This is a genomic window from Saccharopolyspora erythraea NRRL 2338 (assembly GCF_000062885.1).
Taxonomy (GTDB): domain Bacteria; phylum Actinomycetota; class Actinomycetes; order Mycobacteriales; family Pseudonocardiaceae; genus Saccharopolyspora_D; species Saccharopolyspora_D erythraea.
Genome location: NC_009142.1, coordinates 7,619,765 through 7,632,797 on the forward strand (window position 1 = coordinate 7,619,765; position 13,033 = coordinate 7,632,797).

Sequence of the window (13,033 nt, forward strand, 5' to 3'; positions counted from 1 at the left end):
TCGCGCCGTGGCGACCCGCGTCGAGCGCACCGCCGGCAACGGCGTTCAGCACACCATCGGGCTACGGGTCGATCCCTGCCGCACGGCACCGCACGCGGCCGACCCGGCGGCATCTCCACGCGAGGCCGACCCCGGCGGCATGTCTTCGCACGCGGCCGGCCCCCGGCAGCATTTCCACGCGAGACCGACCCGGCGGCACGGCTCCAAGCGAGATCGCCCCCAACCGCACGGCTCCGCGCGAGACCGGCCGGGGGCCACCGGCCTCGCGCGGAGCACCGCACGAGCGCTCAGCCGCAGTTGGCCTCGCGCTCCTCGTCGGTCATCGGCTGCGTCGACTGCGTGACGGTGCCGCCCTGCTCGTCGGCCGGTCCGGTCGCGTCCATGTCGACGTACCAGATGTAGTGGTCGTGGAACTTGTCCTGGAAGTGCAGCTCGTAGGTGCCCTTGACCTTCTGCATCATCGCGCCGTGGTACACGCGGCCGACCTCGCCCGGCTTGACCTCGATGAAGGTCGTCTGGCCCTCGGTGTGCTCTTCGCGCCACTCGTGGCCGTAGGTGGCCTTGAAGGTCACCTTGAAGACCTCGCCGAAGCTGGTGGCCATCGACAGGCCGAGGCTGTTGCTCTCGGCGGTCGTGTCCGACCACGACACCGACATCGTCTGCGGCAGGTCGGTGCAGTTGAACACCGGGTTCCCGACCTGCTCCGAGGTGTTCTGGAAGTACTCGGGCTCACCCTTCGGGTGGAAGACGCAGCTGTCGGTGCCGTTGTCGCACTTCTCCAGCAGCTCGCGGGCCGTCGGCCCGTCGTCGGCCTGGGCGGGCGGGACGAGCAGCAGCCCGATCGCCACCGCCGACCCGAGCGCGGTCGTGACACCGTGTCTCATCGCGGGACTCCCTCTCCCGGCGGCCCGCAGGCGCGCCGAACGCGGTTCGCGCGGCCGCTACGGGCAGTTGGCCTGCTCTTCCTCGCTCATGTCGCGGGTGTGCTGGCTGACCGCCGAGGACGAGTCCGGCGCCGGGCCGGTCACCTCCAGGTCGACGTACCAGATGTAGTGGTCGTGGAACTTGTCCGGGAAGTGCAGCTCGTAAGTGCCCTTGACCTTCTGCATCTGCGGCGCCCGCTGCACCCAGCCGACCTGGTTCGGGTTGGTGTCGACGAAGGTCGTCTGCGCCTCCGTGTGCGACTCCTCCCACTTGTGCTCGAAGGTCTGCTCGTAGGAGACCGCGAAGACCTTGCCGAAACCGGCCTCGGTCGTCATGGAGAGCCCGACGCTGTTGCTCTGCGAGGTCGTGTCGGACCAGTTCACCGACGACCGCTGCTGGCTGGAGGTGCAGTTGTAGACCGGGTCGCCGACCTGGTGGGCCTCACCGGTGAAGTACTCCGGCTCGCCCTTCGGGTGGAAGACGCAGCTGTCGGTGCCGTTGTCGCACTTCTCCAGCAGCTCGCGGACCGTCGGGCCGTCCTCGGCGACGCCCGCCTGCGCGGCTGTTGCGGGCAACGGGAACACCAGCGCACCGGTCGCGACCGCCGATGCGAGCAGGGCCAGGGAAACTCGTGCGCGCATGCGCGGACCTCCTTCAGCTCAGGCCGATCGACTGGGTGCGGTCGTCCATCAGGTCGCCGACGTGCGGGGTGTTCTCGTCGAACGGCCCGTCGCGGTCGCCGCCCAGACCCGGCTCCGGGTAGAGCCAGATCCAGCAGTTGCCCCACGGCTGCACCGAGGAGACCCGGTTCTTCCAGTCGTCGGGCAGGTCGAGCTGGTAGTTGACGACACCGTCCTTCTTGCACAGCGACTCGCCGTAGACGGTGAAGCTGGCGCCGCCGTAGTCGCGGTTGTCGAACAGCGTGGCCTGGATGACCTCGCCCGACCTGGCGCGGGCCGCCGTCACCGCCTGGTCCTGGGAGGCGAAGCAGTGCCGCTCCGCGGTGCGCAGGTCGTAGGAGCAGTGCTGCCCGGGTGCGGCCTGCGCGGAGCCCGCCTGGCCGGTTGCCGACGGCGCGGCCGCGGTTCCCGCGGAGCCGGGCTGCCCCGCCTCTGCCGCGCTGCCAGCGGCCGCCCCGCCTGTCGGCGCGGCGACACCCGTGGCCGTGCCGGAGATCGTCGCGGCCAGCACGGCCGCTGCCGCCAGGGCGGCGCGCCCTGTTCGTCGATGTCGCATGTCCGTGGCTCCCTCGTCAGCTGACGCCGTCCTGTGACGGGCGGCACGATCAACGTACGAAGCGCGGACCGCCCGGAACACCGACGAATGGGAGCGCTCCCAAACTGAATGCGGAGGTGTCCCCTGGCACCTTCGACCGAGGCCCCGCAGCGGAAGCCGCTGCGCCGAACAGCGGCTGGCGACCACGGCGAAGAGCGCTGACCCGCGCCGCCAACGGACGCGCCCACCACCGCCGAAAGGCTGTGCTCCACCGACCCGAAAGGCTTACCGACAAGAGACCCGAAAAGCGCTCTGCGACGAGCGGCTCGATCCGCGGCGAAAGATTCAAGAAGCGCACTCGGTTGTGATCGGAGGTTCGAGAAGCACTCCGTCACGGGAGATGCGATAAGCGCACCCCGCGCGGCCGCCTCCCGGCACCCGATTCCATCGGCAGACGCGACACCGTCCCCGGAAACGACGAGGGCCGGCCGACCCGGAGGTCGACCGGCCCTCACCGGCTATGGCGCTGTCAGCGGTCCAGCTTGGTGACCGAACCACCGGCGGCGGTGATCTTCTCCTGGGCGCTGCCGGTGAACGCGTGCGCGGTCACCTCCAGCTTGACGCCCTCGAGGTCCCCGTCGCCGAGGATCTTGACCAGCTCGCCCTTGTTGGCGAGGCCGGCGGAGATCAGCTCGTCGATGCCGACGGTGCCACCCTGCGGGAACGCGGCGGCGAGCTTGCCGACGTTCACGCCGTGGAACTCGGTGCGGAAGCGGTTCTTGAAACCGCGCAGCTTCGGCAACCGCATGTGGATCGGCATCTGCCCACCCTCGAAACGAGGGGAGACGTTCTTGCGGGCCTTGGTGCCCTTGGTACCGCGACCGGCGGTCTTGCCCTTGGAGCCCTCACCGCGACCGACACGGATCTTGTCGCGCTTGGAGCCAGGGGCCGGACGCAGGTCGTGAATCTTGATGACCATGCTCAGTCGACCTCCTCGACCGTCACCAGGTGGTGAACGACGTTGACCAGGCCACGCACGTCAGGGGTGTCCGGACGGACGACCGACTGGCGGATCTTGCGCAGGCCCAGGGTCCGCATCGAGTCCTTCTGGTTCTGCTTGGCGCCGACCAGACCCTTGTGCTGCGTGATCTTCAGCTGTCCCATCGTCACGCCCCCTGCCCGGCCCGGGCCCGCAGCATGAACGCCGGTGCGACGTCCTCCAGCGGCAGGCCACGACGCGCCGCGACCTCCTCGGGACGCTGAAGCTGCTTCAGCGCCGCGACGGTCGCGTGCACGATGTTGATCGGGTTGTCACTGCCCAGCGACTTGCTCAGCACGTCGTGCACACCCGCGCACTCCAGCACCGCGCGCACCGGGCCACCGGCGATGACACCGGTACCGGCGCTGGCCGGACGCAGCAGCACGACGCCCGCGGCGTCCTCGCCCTGCACCGGGTGGGTGATCGTGCCGCCGAGCCGGGGAACGCGGAAGAAGTTCTTCTTCGCTTCCTCGACACCCTTGGCGATCGCCGCCGGAACTTCCTTGGCCTTGCCGTAGCCGACACCGACCATGCCGTCGCCGTCGCCGACGACGACCAGAGCGGTGAAGCTGAAGCGCCGACCGCCCTTGACGACCTTCGCGACCCGGTTGATGGTCACGACTCGCTCGAACTGCGGGGTCTTCTCTTGGGCCGCCCCGCCACGGCCACCGTCGCGGCGGTCCCGGCGGTCCTTGCCGCCGGACTCCGAACCGCCGTCACGCCGAGTGCGTCCAGGCATCAGGCGTCCCTTCCGTTCGCTGTCTTACGCATCTCAGAACTCCAGACCGCCGTCACGAGCGGCGTCGGCCAGCGCGGCCACCCGACCGTGGTAGGCGTTGCCGCCCCGGTCGAAGACGACCGCGGCGATGCCGGCCTCCTTGGCACGGGCGGCGACCAGCTCGCCGACCTTGGCGGCCTTGGCCTTCTTGTCGCCGTCGAACGAACGCAGGTCGGCTTCCAGCGTGGAGGCCGAGGCCAGCGTGTGGCCGGCGACGTCGTCGATGACCTGCGCGACGATGTGCCGCGTGGACCGGGTGACGACCAGCCGCGGGCGGGCCGGGGTGCCGCTGACCTTCTTGCGGAGGCGGAAGTGGCGGTTGGCCCGGGCGGTCCGACGCACGCCCGAGATGCCCTTGCCCACTGGCTTGCGCTTGGTAGCTGTGGTGGTCTCGCTCATGGTCACTTACCCGTCTTTCCGACCTTGCGGCGGATGTTCTCGCCCGCGTAGCGGACACCCTTGCCCTTGTACGGGTCGGGGCGGCGCAGCTTGCGGATCCTGGCGGCGATCTCGCCGACCAGCTGCTTGTCAATCCCCTTGACCGACAGCTTGGTGGGACCGTCGGTGGCGAACTCGATGCCCTCCGGCGGCTCGACGACGACCGGGTGGCTGTAGCCGAGGGCGAACTCGAGGTTCGAGCCCTTCTGCTGCACGCGGTAACCCACGCCGTGGATCTCGAGGTCCTTCTGGTAGCCCTGGCTGACGCCGACCACCATGTTGTTCACCAGGCTGCGGGACAGTCCGTGCAGCGAGCGGCTGTTGCGCTCGTCGTCGGGCCGCTTGACCAGGATGGCACCGTCGTCGTCCTTCTCGACGGTGATCGGTTCCGCGATCCGCTGCACCAGGGAGCCCTTGGGGCCCTTGACCGTCACGTCCTGGCCGTCGATCGTCACCTCGACGCCGGAGGGGACGGTGATCGGCAGCTTTCCAATGCGCGACATGGCCGTTCCTCCTCCCTTACCACGCGTAGGCGAGGACTTCCCCGCCCACGCCTTGCTTGATGGCCTGCCGGTCGGTCAGCAGACCGCCGGAGGTCGAAATGATCGCGATGCCCAGTCCGCCCAGCACCTTCGGCAGGTTGGTGGACTTGGCGTAGACCCGGAGACCGGGCTTGGAGACGCGGCGCAGGCCGGCGATGCTCCGCTCGCGGTTCGGGCCGTACTTGAGCTCGACGACCAGGTTCTGGCCCTTCTCGCCCTGCTCCGTGCGGTAGCCCGACACGTAACCCTCGCGCTTGAGGATCTCGGCGATGTTCGCCTTCAGCTTCGAGTGCGGCATCACGACCTCGTCGTGGTATGCCGAGTTGCCGTTGCGCAGACGAGTGAGCATGTCTGCGATGGGATCGGTCATCGTCATGGTGACCTTCTCAACCTTTCTCGTCTGGTTCCTGCGGGTCCCGACACGTGCCAGGAGGCACCGTCTGGACCCCGGCCTGGACGAATTAGGGGGTCATCGCCTGCCGCAGCGGCAGGCCGTTCTCTTCGCGTGCGAGCGCGAGCGTCCTCAGCGCAGGGGCGAACGCCCAGGTGACGCCCGACGAGGGTACCGGCAGCAGCCGAATCCCCGTCGGGCGGGACGTCACCAGGAGCTCTTGCTCACGCCCGGCAGCTCGCCGGCGTGCGCCATCTCGCGGAAGCACACGCGGCAGAGGCCGAACTTGCGGAACACCGACCGCGGACGACCGCAGCGCTGGCACCGGGTGTAGCCCCGGACCTTGAACTTCGGCTTGGCGGCGGCCTTGTTGATCAACGCCTTCTTGGCCATCGGCTCAGTTCTCCTTGAACGGGAAGCCCAGCCGGCGCAGCAGCACCCGGCCTTCCTCATCGGTGTTGGCCGTAGTAACGACGGTGATGTCCATGCCGCGCGGACGGTCGATCGAGTCGGGGTCGATCTCGTGGAACATCGACTGCTCGTTGAGACCGAAGGTGTAGTTGCCCTTGCCGTCGAACTGCTTGCCCGACAGCCCCCGGAAGTCACGGATGCGCGGCAGCGCGATGGTGACCAGCCGGTCGATGAACTCCCACATCCGGTCGCCGCGCAGCGTCACGCGGGCCCCGATCGGCATGCCCTCGCGCAGCTTGAACTGCGCGATGGACTTGCGGGCCTTGCGGATCTCCGGCTTCTGACCCGTGATGGTCGCCAGGTCGCGAACCGCGCCCTCGATCAGCTTGCTGTCCCGTGCGGCGTCGCCAACACCCATGTTGACCACGACCTTGACCACGCCGGGCACCTGCATGGCGTTGGAGTAGTGGAACTCCTCGTTCAGGGCCTGGCGGATCTCGTCGCGGTAGCGGGTCTTCAGCCGGGGGACGATCTTCTCAGTCGTGGTCATGATCAGATGTCCTTACCGTTGCGGCGAGAGATGCGAACCTTCTTGCCGTCTTCACCGATGCGGTAGCCGACGCGCGTGGGCTGGCCGTCGGAGTCCACCACCATCACGTTGCTGACGTGGATGGGCGCTTCCTGCGTGACGATGCCGCCGGACTGCGCACCACGCTCGGTCCGGGAGACCTTGGTGTGCTTCTTGATCCGGTTCACGCCTTCGACCAGGACCTTGTCGCGCTGCGGGAAGGCCTGGATCACCTTGCCCTTGGCGCCCTTGTCCTTGCCGGAGATGACAACGACGGTGTCACCCTTCTTCACCTTCATCACAGCACCTCCGGCGCGAGCGAGATGATCTTCATGTACTTCTTGTCACGCAGCTCGCGGCCGACGGGCCCGAAGATGCGGGTCCCACGCGGCTCGCCGCTCGGCTTGATCAGCACGGCAGCGTTCTCGTCGAACCGGATGTAGGAACCATCCGCACGACGCTTTTCCTTCTTCTGGCGGACGATGACGGCCTTGACCACTTCGCCCTTCTTGACGTTGGCACCGGGAATGGCGTCCTTGACGGTCGCCACGATGATGTCCCCGATACCCGCGTAGCGCCGACCGGAGCCACCGAGAACCCGGATCGTCAGGATCTCCTTGGCCCCACTGTTGTCGGCGACGCGAAGTCGCGACTCCTGCTGGATCACTTCTTACTCCTGACCCTAAGCATCCGGACGCCCGCCCGGATGCACTCTGGCGCGACGGATTTCCGACCCGACGCGCGCGGTCAACCGGCACGCGATTCGGCCGGCCGCGGAACCCTCCAACGGCCGGCCGACCGCGACCGACTTACTTGGCCTTCTCGACGACCTCGACCAGCCGCCAGCGCTTGCTCGCCGACAGCGGGCGGGTCTCCATCAGGAGGACCCGGTCGCCGACGCCCGCCGTGTTGGCCTCGTCGTGCGCCTTCACCTTGGTGTTGCGGCGCATGACCTTGCCGTAGAGGGCGTGCTTCTTGCGGTCCTCGAGCGAGACCACGATCGTCTTGTCCATCTTGTCCGAGACGACGTAGCCCTCGCGGACCTTGCGGGTGTTGCGGGTCACGCCCTGTCCTCCGTCACTCATGCCGCGCCCTCCTCAGCGCCTTCGGGAGAAACCGTCAGGCCCAGTTCGCGCTCACGCATGATGGTGTAGATCCGGGCGATGTCCCGGCGAACGACGCGCAGCCGGCGGTTGTTCTCCAACTGCCCGGTCGCCATCTGGAACCGGAGGTTGAACAGCTCTTCCTTCGATTCCTTCAGCTTCTGCACGAGCTCGTCGTCGGCCAGCTCGCGCAGCTCGGTGGCGGTGACGCCCGCTGCCATCAGAAGTCACCAGCCTCTCGGGACACGATCTTGCACTTCATCGGGAGCTTGTGCGCCGCACGGGTCAGTGCCTCGATCGCGGTCTTCTCGTTCGGGAAGTTCAGCTCGAACATGACGCGACCGGGCTTGACGTTGGCGACCCAGGACTCCGGGGAGCCCTTACCGGAACCCTGACGGGTTTCGGCCGGCTTCTTGGTCAGCGGGCGGTCCGGGAAGATGTTGATCCACACCTTGCCGCCACGCTTGACGTGCCGGGTGATGGCGATACGGGCCGACTCGATCTGACGGTTGGTCACGTAGCCGTGCTCGATCGCCTGAATGCCGTACTCACCGAAGTTGATCCGGGTGCCGCCCTTGGCGAAGCCCTTCCGCTTCGGCGCGTGGCTCTTGCGCCACTTCACCCTGCGTGGGACCAGCACGTCTCAGCCCTCCGTCTTCTCATCGGCCCGAGGCTCGGCGACCTGCGGGGCGTTGGCCGAGGCCACGTCGCCGGAGGTCTGCGCCTGCTCGGGACTCTGCGCGGAGCCCTTGGACTTGTCCGCCGCGGCGCGACCGGCCTCGGTGCCACCGGAGCCGGTGGTGCCGGAGGCACCCGAACGGCGACGGCCGCCGCGCTCGGGACGGCCACCGCGCTCGCCGCGCTCACCGCGGGGCGGGCGCACCTCGGACTCCTGCTGCTTCTGCTTCAGGCCACCGACGAGCTCGCCCTTGTAGATCCACACCTTCACGCCGATGCGGCCGAAGGTCGTGCGGGCCTCGAAGAAGCCGTAGTCGATGTCCGCGCGCAGCGTGTGCAGCGGGACCCGGCCCTCTCGGTAGAACTCCGACCGGGACATCTCGGCACCGCCGAGACGGCCACCGCACTGCACCCGGATGCCCTTGACCTGCGGCGAGCGCATGGCCGACTGGATGGCCTTGCGCATCGCGCGCCGGAACGACACCCGGTTCGAGAGCTGCTCGGCGACGCCCTGGGCGACCAGCTGAGCATCCGCCTCGGCGTTCTTGACCTCGAGGATGTTGAGCTGGACCTGCTTGCCGGTCAGCTTCTCCAGCGAACCGCGGATGCGGTCCGCCTCGGCACCGCGACGGCCGATGACGATGCCCGGCCTGGCGGTGTGGATGTCCACCCGGACCCGCTCGCGGGTGCGCTCGATCTCCACCTTGGAGATCCCTGCGCGCTCCATACCGCGAGAGAGCCGACGGCGGATCTTGACGTCCTCCGCGACGTATTCCGAGTACTGCTTGTCGGCGTACCAGCGGGACTTCCAGTCCGTGGTGATGCCGAGACGGAAGCCGTGCGGGTTGATCTTCTGACCCACTACCGGGCACTCCCCTTCTGGCTCTTGGACTTGCTGGCCACCTTCTTCGGACGCGACTCGACCTCGACCGTGATGTGGCTGGTCCGCTTGCGGATCCGGTACGCGCGACCCTGCGCGCGCGGCCGGAAGCGCTTCAGCGTCGGACCCTCGTCGACGTAGGCCCGGTGCACCCAGAGGGTGTCGGGGTCGAGCGAGAGGTTGTTCTCCGCGTTGGCGACCGCACTGGCGAGCACCTTCGACACCGGACCGCTGGCGGCCTGCGGCGCGAACTGGAGCACGGCCAGGGCTTCGCTGGCGCTACGGCCCTTGATGAGCTCCACCACGCGACGGGCCTTCATCGGCGTCACGCGGACGAAGCGGGCCCGCGCCACTGCGCGCGGGTTCTCCTCCGCGGCAGTGTCGTCGATACGGGCTGTCATCCTGCTACCCCTTGCTGCTGTTCGTTCGTGTCACAGACCCGCTCAGCGGCGGCGCGACTTCCGGTCGTCCTTGACGTGACCCTTGAAGGTGCGGGTCGGGGCGAATTCGCCGAGCTTGTGCCCGACCATCGACTCGTTGACAAACACCGGGATGTGCTTGCGGCCGTCGTGGACCGCGAAGGTGTGCCCGAGCATGTCCGGAATGATCGTCGACCGGCGGGACCAGGTCTTGATCACGGTCTTCTTGCCCGACTCGTTCAGCGCGTCCACCTTCTTGAGCAGGTGGTCGTCCACGAACGGGCCCTTCTTCAGGCTGCGTGGCATGTTCTCCTACCTCCCTGCTCAGCGCTTCTTGCCGGTGCGGCGACGGCGGACGATGAGCTTGTCACTGGGCTTGTTGCGGCGGGTGCGACCCTCCGGCTTGCCCTTCGGGTTGACCGGGTGACGACCACCGGAGGTCTTGCCCTCACCACCACCGTGCGGGTGGTCCACCGGGTTCATCACGACACCGCGGACGGTCGGGCGCTTGCCCTTCCACCGCATCCGGCCGGCCTTGCCCCAGTTGATGTTGGCGTGCTCGGAGTTGCCGACCTCGCCGACCGTGGCACGGCAGCGCGCGTCCACGTTCCGGATCTCGCCCGAGGGCATCCGGAGCTGGGCGTACGGGCCGTCCTTGGCCACCAGCTGGACCCTGGCACCCGCCGAGCGCGCGATCTTGGCCCCGCCGCCGGGGCGCAGCTCGATCGCGTGCACCACGGTGCCGGTGGGGATGTTGCGCAGCGGCAGGTTGTTGCCCGGCTTGATGTCGGCGCGGGCACCGCTCTCGATCCGGTCGCCCTGCCGCACGTTGTTCGGGGCGATGATGTAGCGCTTCTCGCCGTCCGCGTAGTGCAGCAGCGCGATCCGGGCGCTGCGGTTCGGGTCGTACTCGATGTGCGCGACCTTGGCCGGCACACCGTCCTTGTCGTTGCGGCGGAAGTCGATCAGGCGGTAGGCCCGCTTGTGGCCGCCGCCCTTGTGCCGCGTGGTGATCTTGCCGTGTGCGTTGCGACCGCCCCGGCCGTGCAGGGGGCGCAGCAGCGACTTCTCCGGCTCCGACCGCGTGATCTCGGCGAAGTCGGACACGCTGGAGCCGCGACGCCCTGGCGTCGTCGGCTTGTGCTTGCGAATGCCCATCTTTAACGCAACCTCGTCCTAATCAGCGCCGGTCAGGCGGCCGGTCCGCCGAAGATTTCGATCGGCTTGCTCTCCGGGGAGAGCGTTACGATCGCCCGCTTGGTGTCCTTGCGCTTGCCGTACCCGGTGCGGGTGCGCTTGCGCTTGCCCTGGCGGTTGATCGTGTTGACGTTGGTGACCTTCACGCCGAAGATCTTCTCGACCGCGATCTTGATCTCGGTCTTGTTCGAGCCCGGGCGGACCAGGAACGTGTACTGGTTCTCCTCGAGCAGCCCGTAGGACTTCTCGGAGATCACCGGCGCAAGGATGATGTCTCGCGGGTCGGGGATCACTGGTTCGCCTCCTCAGCCTCACCAGAGGTAGCCGCCGCCTTGGCCGTCTTGCCCTTGGCCGGGCCGGCGACGAAGCGCTCGAACGCCGCCTTGGTGAACACGACGTCGTCGTTGACCAGGACGTCGTAGGTGTTCAGCTGGGACGGGTCGATCAGGTGGACGTTCTGCAGGTTTCGCAGGCTCAGCCAGGAGGTCTCCTCCGACTTGTTGAGCACCACCAGGACGCGCTTGGCCTCGGTCCAGGTCCGCACCGCGGTCCTGGCCTGCTTGGTCGACGGCTGCTCGCCACCGACGACGTGGCTGACCACGTGCAGCTGGCCCGCGCGGACGCGGTCGGACAGGGCACCGCGGAGCGCGGCGACCTTCATCTTCTTGGGGGTCCGCTGCGAGTAGTCGCGCGGCTGCGGCCCGTGGACGGTGCCACCGCCGGTGAACTGCGGGGCGCGGATCGAGCCCTGCCGGGCGTTACCGGTGCCCTTCTGCCGGTACGGCTTCTTGCCACCACCGGAGACCTGGCCGCGGGTCTTGGTCGCGTGCGTGCCCTGCCGGCCCGCCGCGAGCTGAGCGACCACGACCTGGTGCATCAACGCGATGTTGGCCTGCACGTCGAAGATCTCGGCGGGCAGCTCGACGGTGCCGTCGGTCTTGCCGTCCGGGGTACGGACGTCCAGCGTCACGCTCATCACGCACCACCCTTCGCGGGACTCTTCACCAGCACCAGTCCGCCCTTCGGGCCGGGGATGGCGCCCTTGATCAGCAGCAGGCCGGACTCGCCCTCCACCCGGTGGACCTTGAGGTTCTGGGTGGTGACGCGGTCGGAGCCCATCCGGCCGGACATCCGCATGCCCTTGAACACGCGGCCCGGGGTGGCGCAGCCACCGATGGAGCCCGGCTTGCGGTGCACGGCCTGCGTACCGTGGCTCGCGCCCTGGCCGCGGAAGCCGTGGCGCTTCATGGTGCCCGCGAAGCCCTTGCCCTTGCTGGTGCCGACCACGTCGACCACCGTGCCGGCCTCGAAGACCTCGGCGGTGACTTCCTGGCCGACCTCGTACTCGCCGGCGTCGGCGGTGCGCAGCTCGACGACGTGGCGGCGCGGAGTGACGCCTGCCTTGGTGAAGTGGCCGGTGCGCGGCTTGTTCACCTTGCGCGGGTCGATGGCGCCGAACGCCAGCTGCACGGCCGAGTAGCCGTCCTTCTCCGGGGTGCGAATCTGGGTGACCACGTTCGGCCCGGCCTGCACGACCGTCACCGGAACCACCCGGTTCTGGTCGTCGAAGACCTGGGTCATGCCGAGCTTGGTGCCCAGAATCCCCTTGATCTGCCTGTCAGACATGGGTCTCGTCTCTCCGCCTACTGGATGTTCACGTCGACGCTGGCTGGCAGGTCGATGCGCATGAGCGCGTCCACCGTCTTCGGCGTCGGTTCGAGGATGTCGATGAGCCGCTTGTGCGTCCGCATCTCGAAGTGCTCCCGCGAGTCCTTGTACTTGTGCGGGGAGCGGATGACGCAGTAGACGTTCTTCTCAGTGGGCAGCGGCACCGGCCCGACGACCCGAGCGCCGGTGCGCGTCACGGTCTCGACGATCTTGCGCGCGGACGCGTCGATCGCCTCGTGGTCGTAGGCCTTGAGCCGGATGCGGATCTTCTGTCCCGCCATAGTGGCTTGCCGTTCCTCTAGTCTCGTGCCGCGGTTGCATGCAGGGAGCGGGTTCACCGCCCCCGTTGGGCGTTGGTGCCCTGCGCGGCCTCAGCCGTGTGAGCGCCCCCGGATGCCGGGTGTCCGGCAGGGTGGGTCACAGCCCTCGGTCCGCCCCTGTTCAGGTGTTTGGTGCCCGGTACACGCGGTCGGGCGTGTCGCCTTGTTGACCACATACCGGTCCCGCCGAACTGTGCCGGTGGGATGGGCCTCTCGGCCCGTACACCTTCTCTTGCCACCCTGATCGGCAGGCCGCCTCCACGGCGGCCACGCGCAGGCCCGGAAGAACCGGTCCTGGTCCGAACCAAGGGCGCGAGGCTGTTCGTAGCGAAGCGGCCGGATTGAAGCCGGGCGTGCGCCCGAAATCCGACCGCTCCGAACGAGCAACCCATACAGGATGACACACGCCGTATGTCAACCCAAATCGGGGGTGGGTTCACCGGGAATTCGATCTCGGTTCCC

At 68.3% G+C, this 13,033-nt stretch carries 24 protein-coding genes; all 24 read right to left on the reverse strand.

The window, feature by feature from the left end; all coding sequences use genetic code 11:
• Window positions 1-287: 287 nt before the first annotated feature.
• The 24 genes from SACE_RS32805 to rpsJ all read right to left on the reverse strand — a co-directional run bounded on the left by SACE_RS32805 (window position 288) and on the right by rpsJ (window position 12,532).
• Entirely contained in the window at window positions 288-884 is a 597-nt protein-coding gene (locus SACE_RS32805) for a hypothetical protein (protein ID WP_009948658.1), read from the reverse strand.
• A 57-nt stretch (window positions 885-941) separates the two neighbouring features.
• Entirely contained in the window at window positions 942-1,565 is a 624-nt protein-coding gene (locus tag SACE_RS32810; protein WP_009948654.1) for a hypothetical protein, read from the reverse strand.
• A gap of 13 nt (window positions 1,566-1,578) precedes the next feature.
• Window positions 1,579-2,160, reverse strand: a complete 582-nt coding sequence (locus SACE_RS39615) for a hypothetical protein (protein WP_011875167.1) — start codon at window positions 2,158-2,160, stop codon at window positions 1,579-1,581.
• A gap of 508 nt (window positions 2,161-2,668) precedes the next feature.
• On the reverse strand, window positions 2,669-3,118 hold the full coding sequence (gene rplO, locus SACE_RS32820) for a 50S ribosomal protein L15 (RefSeq protein WP_009948652.1): 450 nt from the start codon (window positions 3,116-3,118) through the stop codon (window positions 2,669-2,671).
• A gap of 2 nt (window positions 3,119-3,120) precedes the next feature.
• Window positions 3,121-3,303: a 50S ribosomal protein L30 gene (rpmD, locus tag SACE_RS32825; RefSeq protein WP_009948651.1), complete on the reverse strand. Its 183-nt coding sequence runs from the start codon at window positions 3,301-3,303 to the stop codon at window positions 3,121-3,123.
• A gap of 2 nt (window positions 3,304-3,305) precedes the next feature.
• Window positions 3,306-3,917: a 30S ribosomal protein S5 gene (gene rpsE, locus SACE_RS32830; RefSeq protein WP_009948650.1), complete on the reverse strand. Its 612-nt coding sequence runs from the start codon at window positions 3,915-3,917 to the stop codon at window positions 3,306-3,308.
• A 33-nt stretch (window positions 3,918-3,950) separates the two neighbouring features.
• Window positions 3,951-4,355 (reverse strand): 50S ribosomal protein L18, encoded by a 405-nt coding sequence (gene rplR / locus SACE_RS32835; protein WP_011875168.1) that lies wholly within the window; start codon window positions 4,353-4,355, stop codon window positions 3,951-3,953.
• 2 nt (window positions 4,356-4,357) lie between these two features.
• Complete coding sequence (gene rplF / locus SACE_RS32840) at window positions 4,358-4,897, reverse strand: 50S ribosomal protein L6 (protein WP_009948648.1); 540 nt, start codon at window positions 4,895-4,897, stop codon at window positions 4,358-4,360.
• Window positions 4,898-4,913: 16 nt separating this feature from the next.
• Window positions 4,914-5,312: a 30S ribosomal protein S8 gene (rpsH, locus tag SACE_RS32845; RefSeq protein WP_009948647.1), complete on the reverse strand. Its 399-nt coding sequence runs from the start codon at window positions 5,310-5,312 to the stop codon at window positions 4,914-4,916.
• A gap of 222 nt (window positions 5,313-5,534) precedes the next feature.
• Window positions 5,535-5,720 (reverse strand): type Z 30S ribosomal protein S14, encoded by a 186-nt coding sequence (locus SACE_RS32850; protein WP_009948644.1) that lies wholly within the window; start codon window positions 5,718-5,720, stop codon window positions 5,535-5,537.
• A gap of 4 nt (window positions 5,721-5,724) precedes the next feature.
• Window positions 5,725-6,288: a 50S ribosomal protein L5 gene (gene rplE / locus SACE_RS32855; RefSeq protein WP_009948643.1), complete on the reverse strand. Its 564-nt coding sequence runs from the start codon at window positions 6,286-6,288 to the stop codon at window positions 5,725-5,727.
• 2 nt (window positions 6,289-6,290) lie between these two features.
• Window positions 6,291-6,605 (reverse strand): 50S ribosomal protein L24, encoded by a 315-nt coding sequence (gene rplX / locus SACE_RS32860; protein ID WP_009948642.1) that lies wholly within the window; start codon window positions 6,603-6,605, stop codon window positions 6,291-6,293.
• On the reverse strand, window positions 6,605-6,973 hold the full coding sequence (gene rplN, locus SACE_RS32865; RefSeq protein WP_009948641.1) for a 50S ribosomal protein L14: 369 nt from the start codon (window positions 6,971-6,973) through the stop codon (window positions 6,605-6,607). Before rplN ends, rplX begins: the two co-directional genes overlap by 1 nt.
• Window positions 6,974-7,115: 142 nt before the next feature.
• Window positions 7,116-7,391, reverse strand: a complete 276-nt coding sequence (rpsQ, locus tag SACE_RS32870) for a 30S ribosomal protein S17 (protein WP_011875169.1) — start codon at window positions 7,389-7,391, stop codon at window positions 7,116-7,118.
• Window positions 7,388-7,630 (reverse strand): 50S ribosomal protein L29, encoded by a 243-nt coding sequence (rpmC, locus tag SACE_RS32875; RefSeq protein ID WP_009948638.1) that lies wholly within the window; start codon window positions 7,628-7,630, stop codon window positions 7,388-7,390. The genes rpsQ and rpmC overlap by 4 nt, the downstream gene beginning before the upstream one ends.
• The gene (gene rplP, locus SACE_RS32880; protein WP_009948636.1) at window positions 7,630-8,049 is read right to left on the reverse strand and encodes a 50S ribosomal protein L16; all 420 of its coding nucleotides are present in this window, start codon (window positions 8,047-8,049) and stop codon (window positions 7,630-7,632) included. The genes rpmC and rplP overlap by 1 nt, the downstream gene beginning before the upstream one ends.
• A gap of 3 nt (window positions 8,050-8,052) precedes the next feature.
• Complete coding sequence (gene rpsC, locus SACE_RS32885; protein WP_009948634.1) at window positions 8,053-8,949, reverse strand: 30S ribosomal protein S3; 897 nt, start codon at window positions 8,947-8,949, stop codon at window positions 8,053-8,055.
• Window positions 8,949-9,368 (reverse strand): 50S ribosomal protein L22, encoded by a 420-nt coding sequence (rplV, locus tag SACE_RS32890; RefSeq protein WP_029621862.1) that lies wholly within the window; start codon window positions 9,366-9,368, stop codon window positions 8,949-8,951. The genes rpsC and rplV overlap by 1 nt, the downstream gene beginning before the upstream one ends.
• A 42-nt stretch (window positions 9,369-9,410) precedes the next feature.
• Window positions 9,411-9,692 carry a 30S ribosomal protein S19 gene (gene rpsS / locus SACE_RS32895; protein WP_009948631.1) on the reverse strand — a complete coding sequence of 94 codons (282 nt, stop codon included), beginning with the start codon at window positions 9,690-9,692 and terminating at the stop codon, window positions 9,411-9,413.
• Between the two features lie 18 nt (window positions 9,693-9,710).
• Window positions 9,711-10,544 (reverse strand): 50S ribosomal protein L2, encoded by an 834-nt coding sequence (gene rplB / locus SACE_RS32900; RefSeq protein ID WP_009948630.1) that lies wholly within the window; start codon window positions 10,542-10,544, stop codon window positions 9,711-9,713.
• A gap of 32 nt (window positions 10,545-10,576) precedes the next feature.
• The gene (gene rplW, locus SACE_RS32905; RefSeq protein WP_009948629.1) at window positions 10,577-10,876 is read right to left on the reverse strand and encodes a 50S ribosomal protein L23; all 300 of its coding nucleotides are present in this window, start codon (window positions 10,874-10,876) and stop codon (window positions 10,577-10,579) included.
• The gene (rplD, locus tag SACE_RS32910; RefSeq protein ID WP_009948628.1) at window positions 10,873-11,559 is read right to left on the reverse strand and encodes a 50S ribosomal protein L4; all 687 of its coding nucleotides are present in this window, start codon (window positions 11,557-11,559) and stop codon (window positions 10,873-10,875) included. Before rplD ends, rplW begins: the two co-directional genes overlap by 4 nt.
• Window positions 11,559-12,209 (reverse strand): 50S ribosomal protein L3, encoded by a 651-nt coding sequence (gene rplC / locus SACE_RS32915; protein ID WP_009948627.1) that lies wholly within the window; start codon window positions 12,207-12,209, stop codon window positions 11,559-11,561. Before rplC ends, rplD begins: the two co-directional genes overlap by 1 nt.
• 17 nt (window positions 12,210-12,226) lie before the next feature.
• Entirely contained in the window at window positions 12,227-12,532 is a 306-nt protein-coding gene (rpsJ, locus tag SACE_RS32920) for a 30S ribosomal protein S10 (protein WP_009948626.1), read from the reverse strand.
• Window positions 12,533-13,033 lie beyond the last annotated feature (501 nt).

Coding starts and splice junctions, on each gene's coding strand:
- rpsE (WP_009948650.1), bottom strand. CDS start 3,917: ATGCCTGGACGCACTCGGCGTGACGGCGGTTCGGAGTCCGGCGGCAAG.
- rplV (WP_029621862.1), bottom strand. CDS start 9,368: ATGACAGCCCGTATCGACGACACTGCCGCGGAGGAGAACCCGCGCGCA.
- rplR (WP_011875168.1), bottom strand. CDS start 4,355: ATGAGCGAGACCACCACAGCTACCAAGCGCAAGCCAGTGGGCAAGGGC.
- rpmD (WP_009948651.1), bottom strand. CDS start 3,303: ATGGGACAGCTGAAGATCACGCAGCACAAGGGTCTGGTCGGCGCCAAG.
- rpsS (WP_009948631.1), bottom strand. CDS start 9,692: ATGCCACGCAGCCTGAAGAAGGGCCCGTTCGTGGACGACCACCTGCTC.
- rpsJ (WP_009948626.1), bottom strand. CDS start 12,532: ATGGCGGGACAGAAGATCCGCATCCGGCTCAAGGCCTACGACCACGAG.
- rplD (WP_009948628.1), bottom strand. CDS start 11,559: ATGAGCGTGACGCTGGACGTCCGTACCCCGGACGGCAAGACCGACGGC.
- rpmC (WP_009948638.1), bottom strand. CDS start 7,630: ATGGCAGCGGGCGTCACCGCCACCGAGCTGCGCGAGCTGGCCGACGAC.
- SACE_RS32805 (WP_009948658.1), bottom strand. CDS start 884: ATGAGACACGGTGTCACGACCGCGCTCGGGTCGGCGGTGGCGATCGGG.
- SACE_RS32850 (WP_009948644.1), bottom strand. CDS start 5,720: ATGGCCAAGAAGGCGTTGATCAACAAGGCCGCCGCCAAGCCGAAGTTC.
- rpsQ (WP_011875169.1), bottom strand. CDS start 7,391: ATGAGTGACGGAGGACAGGGCGTGACCCGCAACACCCGCAAGGTCCGC.
- rplX (WP_009948642.1), bottom strand. CDS start 6,605: ATGAAGGTGAAGAAGGGTGACACCGTCGTTGTCATCTCCGGCAAGGAC.
- rplF (WP_009948648.1), bottom strand. CDS start 4,897: ATGTCGCGCATTGGAAAGCTGCCGATCACCGTCCCCTCCGGCGTCGAG.
- rplE (WP_009948643.1), bottom strand. CDS start 6,288: ATGACCACGACTGAGAAGATCGTCCCCCGGCTGAAGACCCGCTACCGC.
- rplB (WP_009948630.1), bottom strand. CDS start 10,544: ATGGGCATTCGCAAGCACAAGCCGACGACGCCAGGGCGTCGCGGCTCC.
- SACE_RS32810 (WP_009948654.1), bottom strand. CDS start 1,565: ATGCGCGCACGAGTTTCCCTGGCCCTGCTCGCATCGGCGGTCGCGACC.
- rpsH (WP_009948647.1), bottom strand. CDS start 5,312: ATGACGATGACCGATCCCATCGCAGACATGCTCACTCGTCTGCGCAAC.
- SACE_RS39615 (WP_011875167.1), bottom strand. CDS start 2,160: ATGCGACATCGACGAACAGGGCGCGCCGCCCTGGCGGCAGCGGCCGTG.
- rplO (WP_009948652.1), bottom strand. CDS start 3,118: ATGGTCATCAAGATTCACGACCTGCGTCCGGCCCCTGGCTCCAAGCGC.
- rplC (WP_009948627.1), bottom strand. CDS start 12,209: ATGTCTGACAGGCAGATCAAGGGGATTCTGGGCACCAAGCTCGGCATG.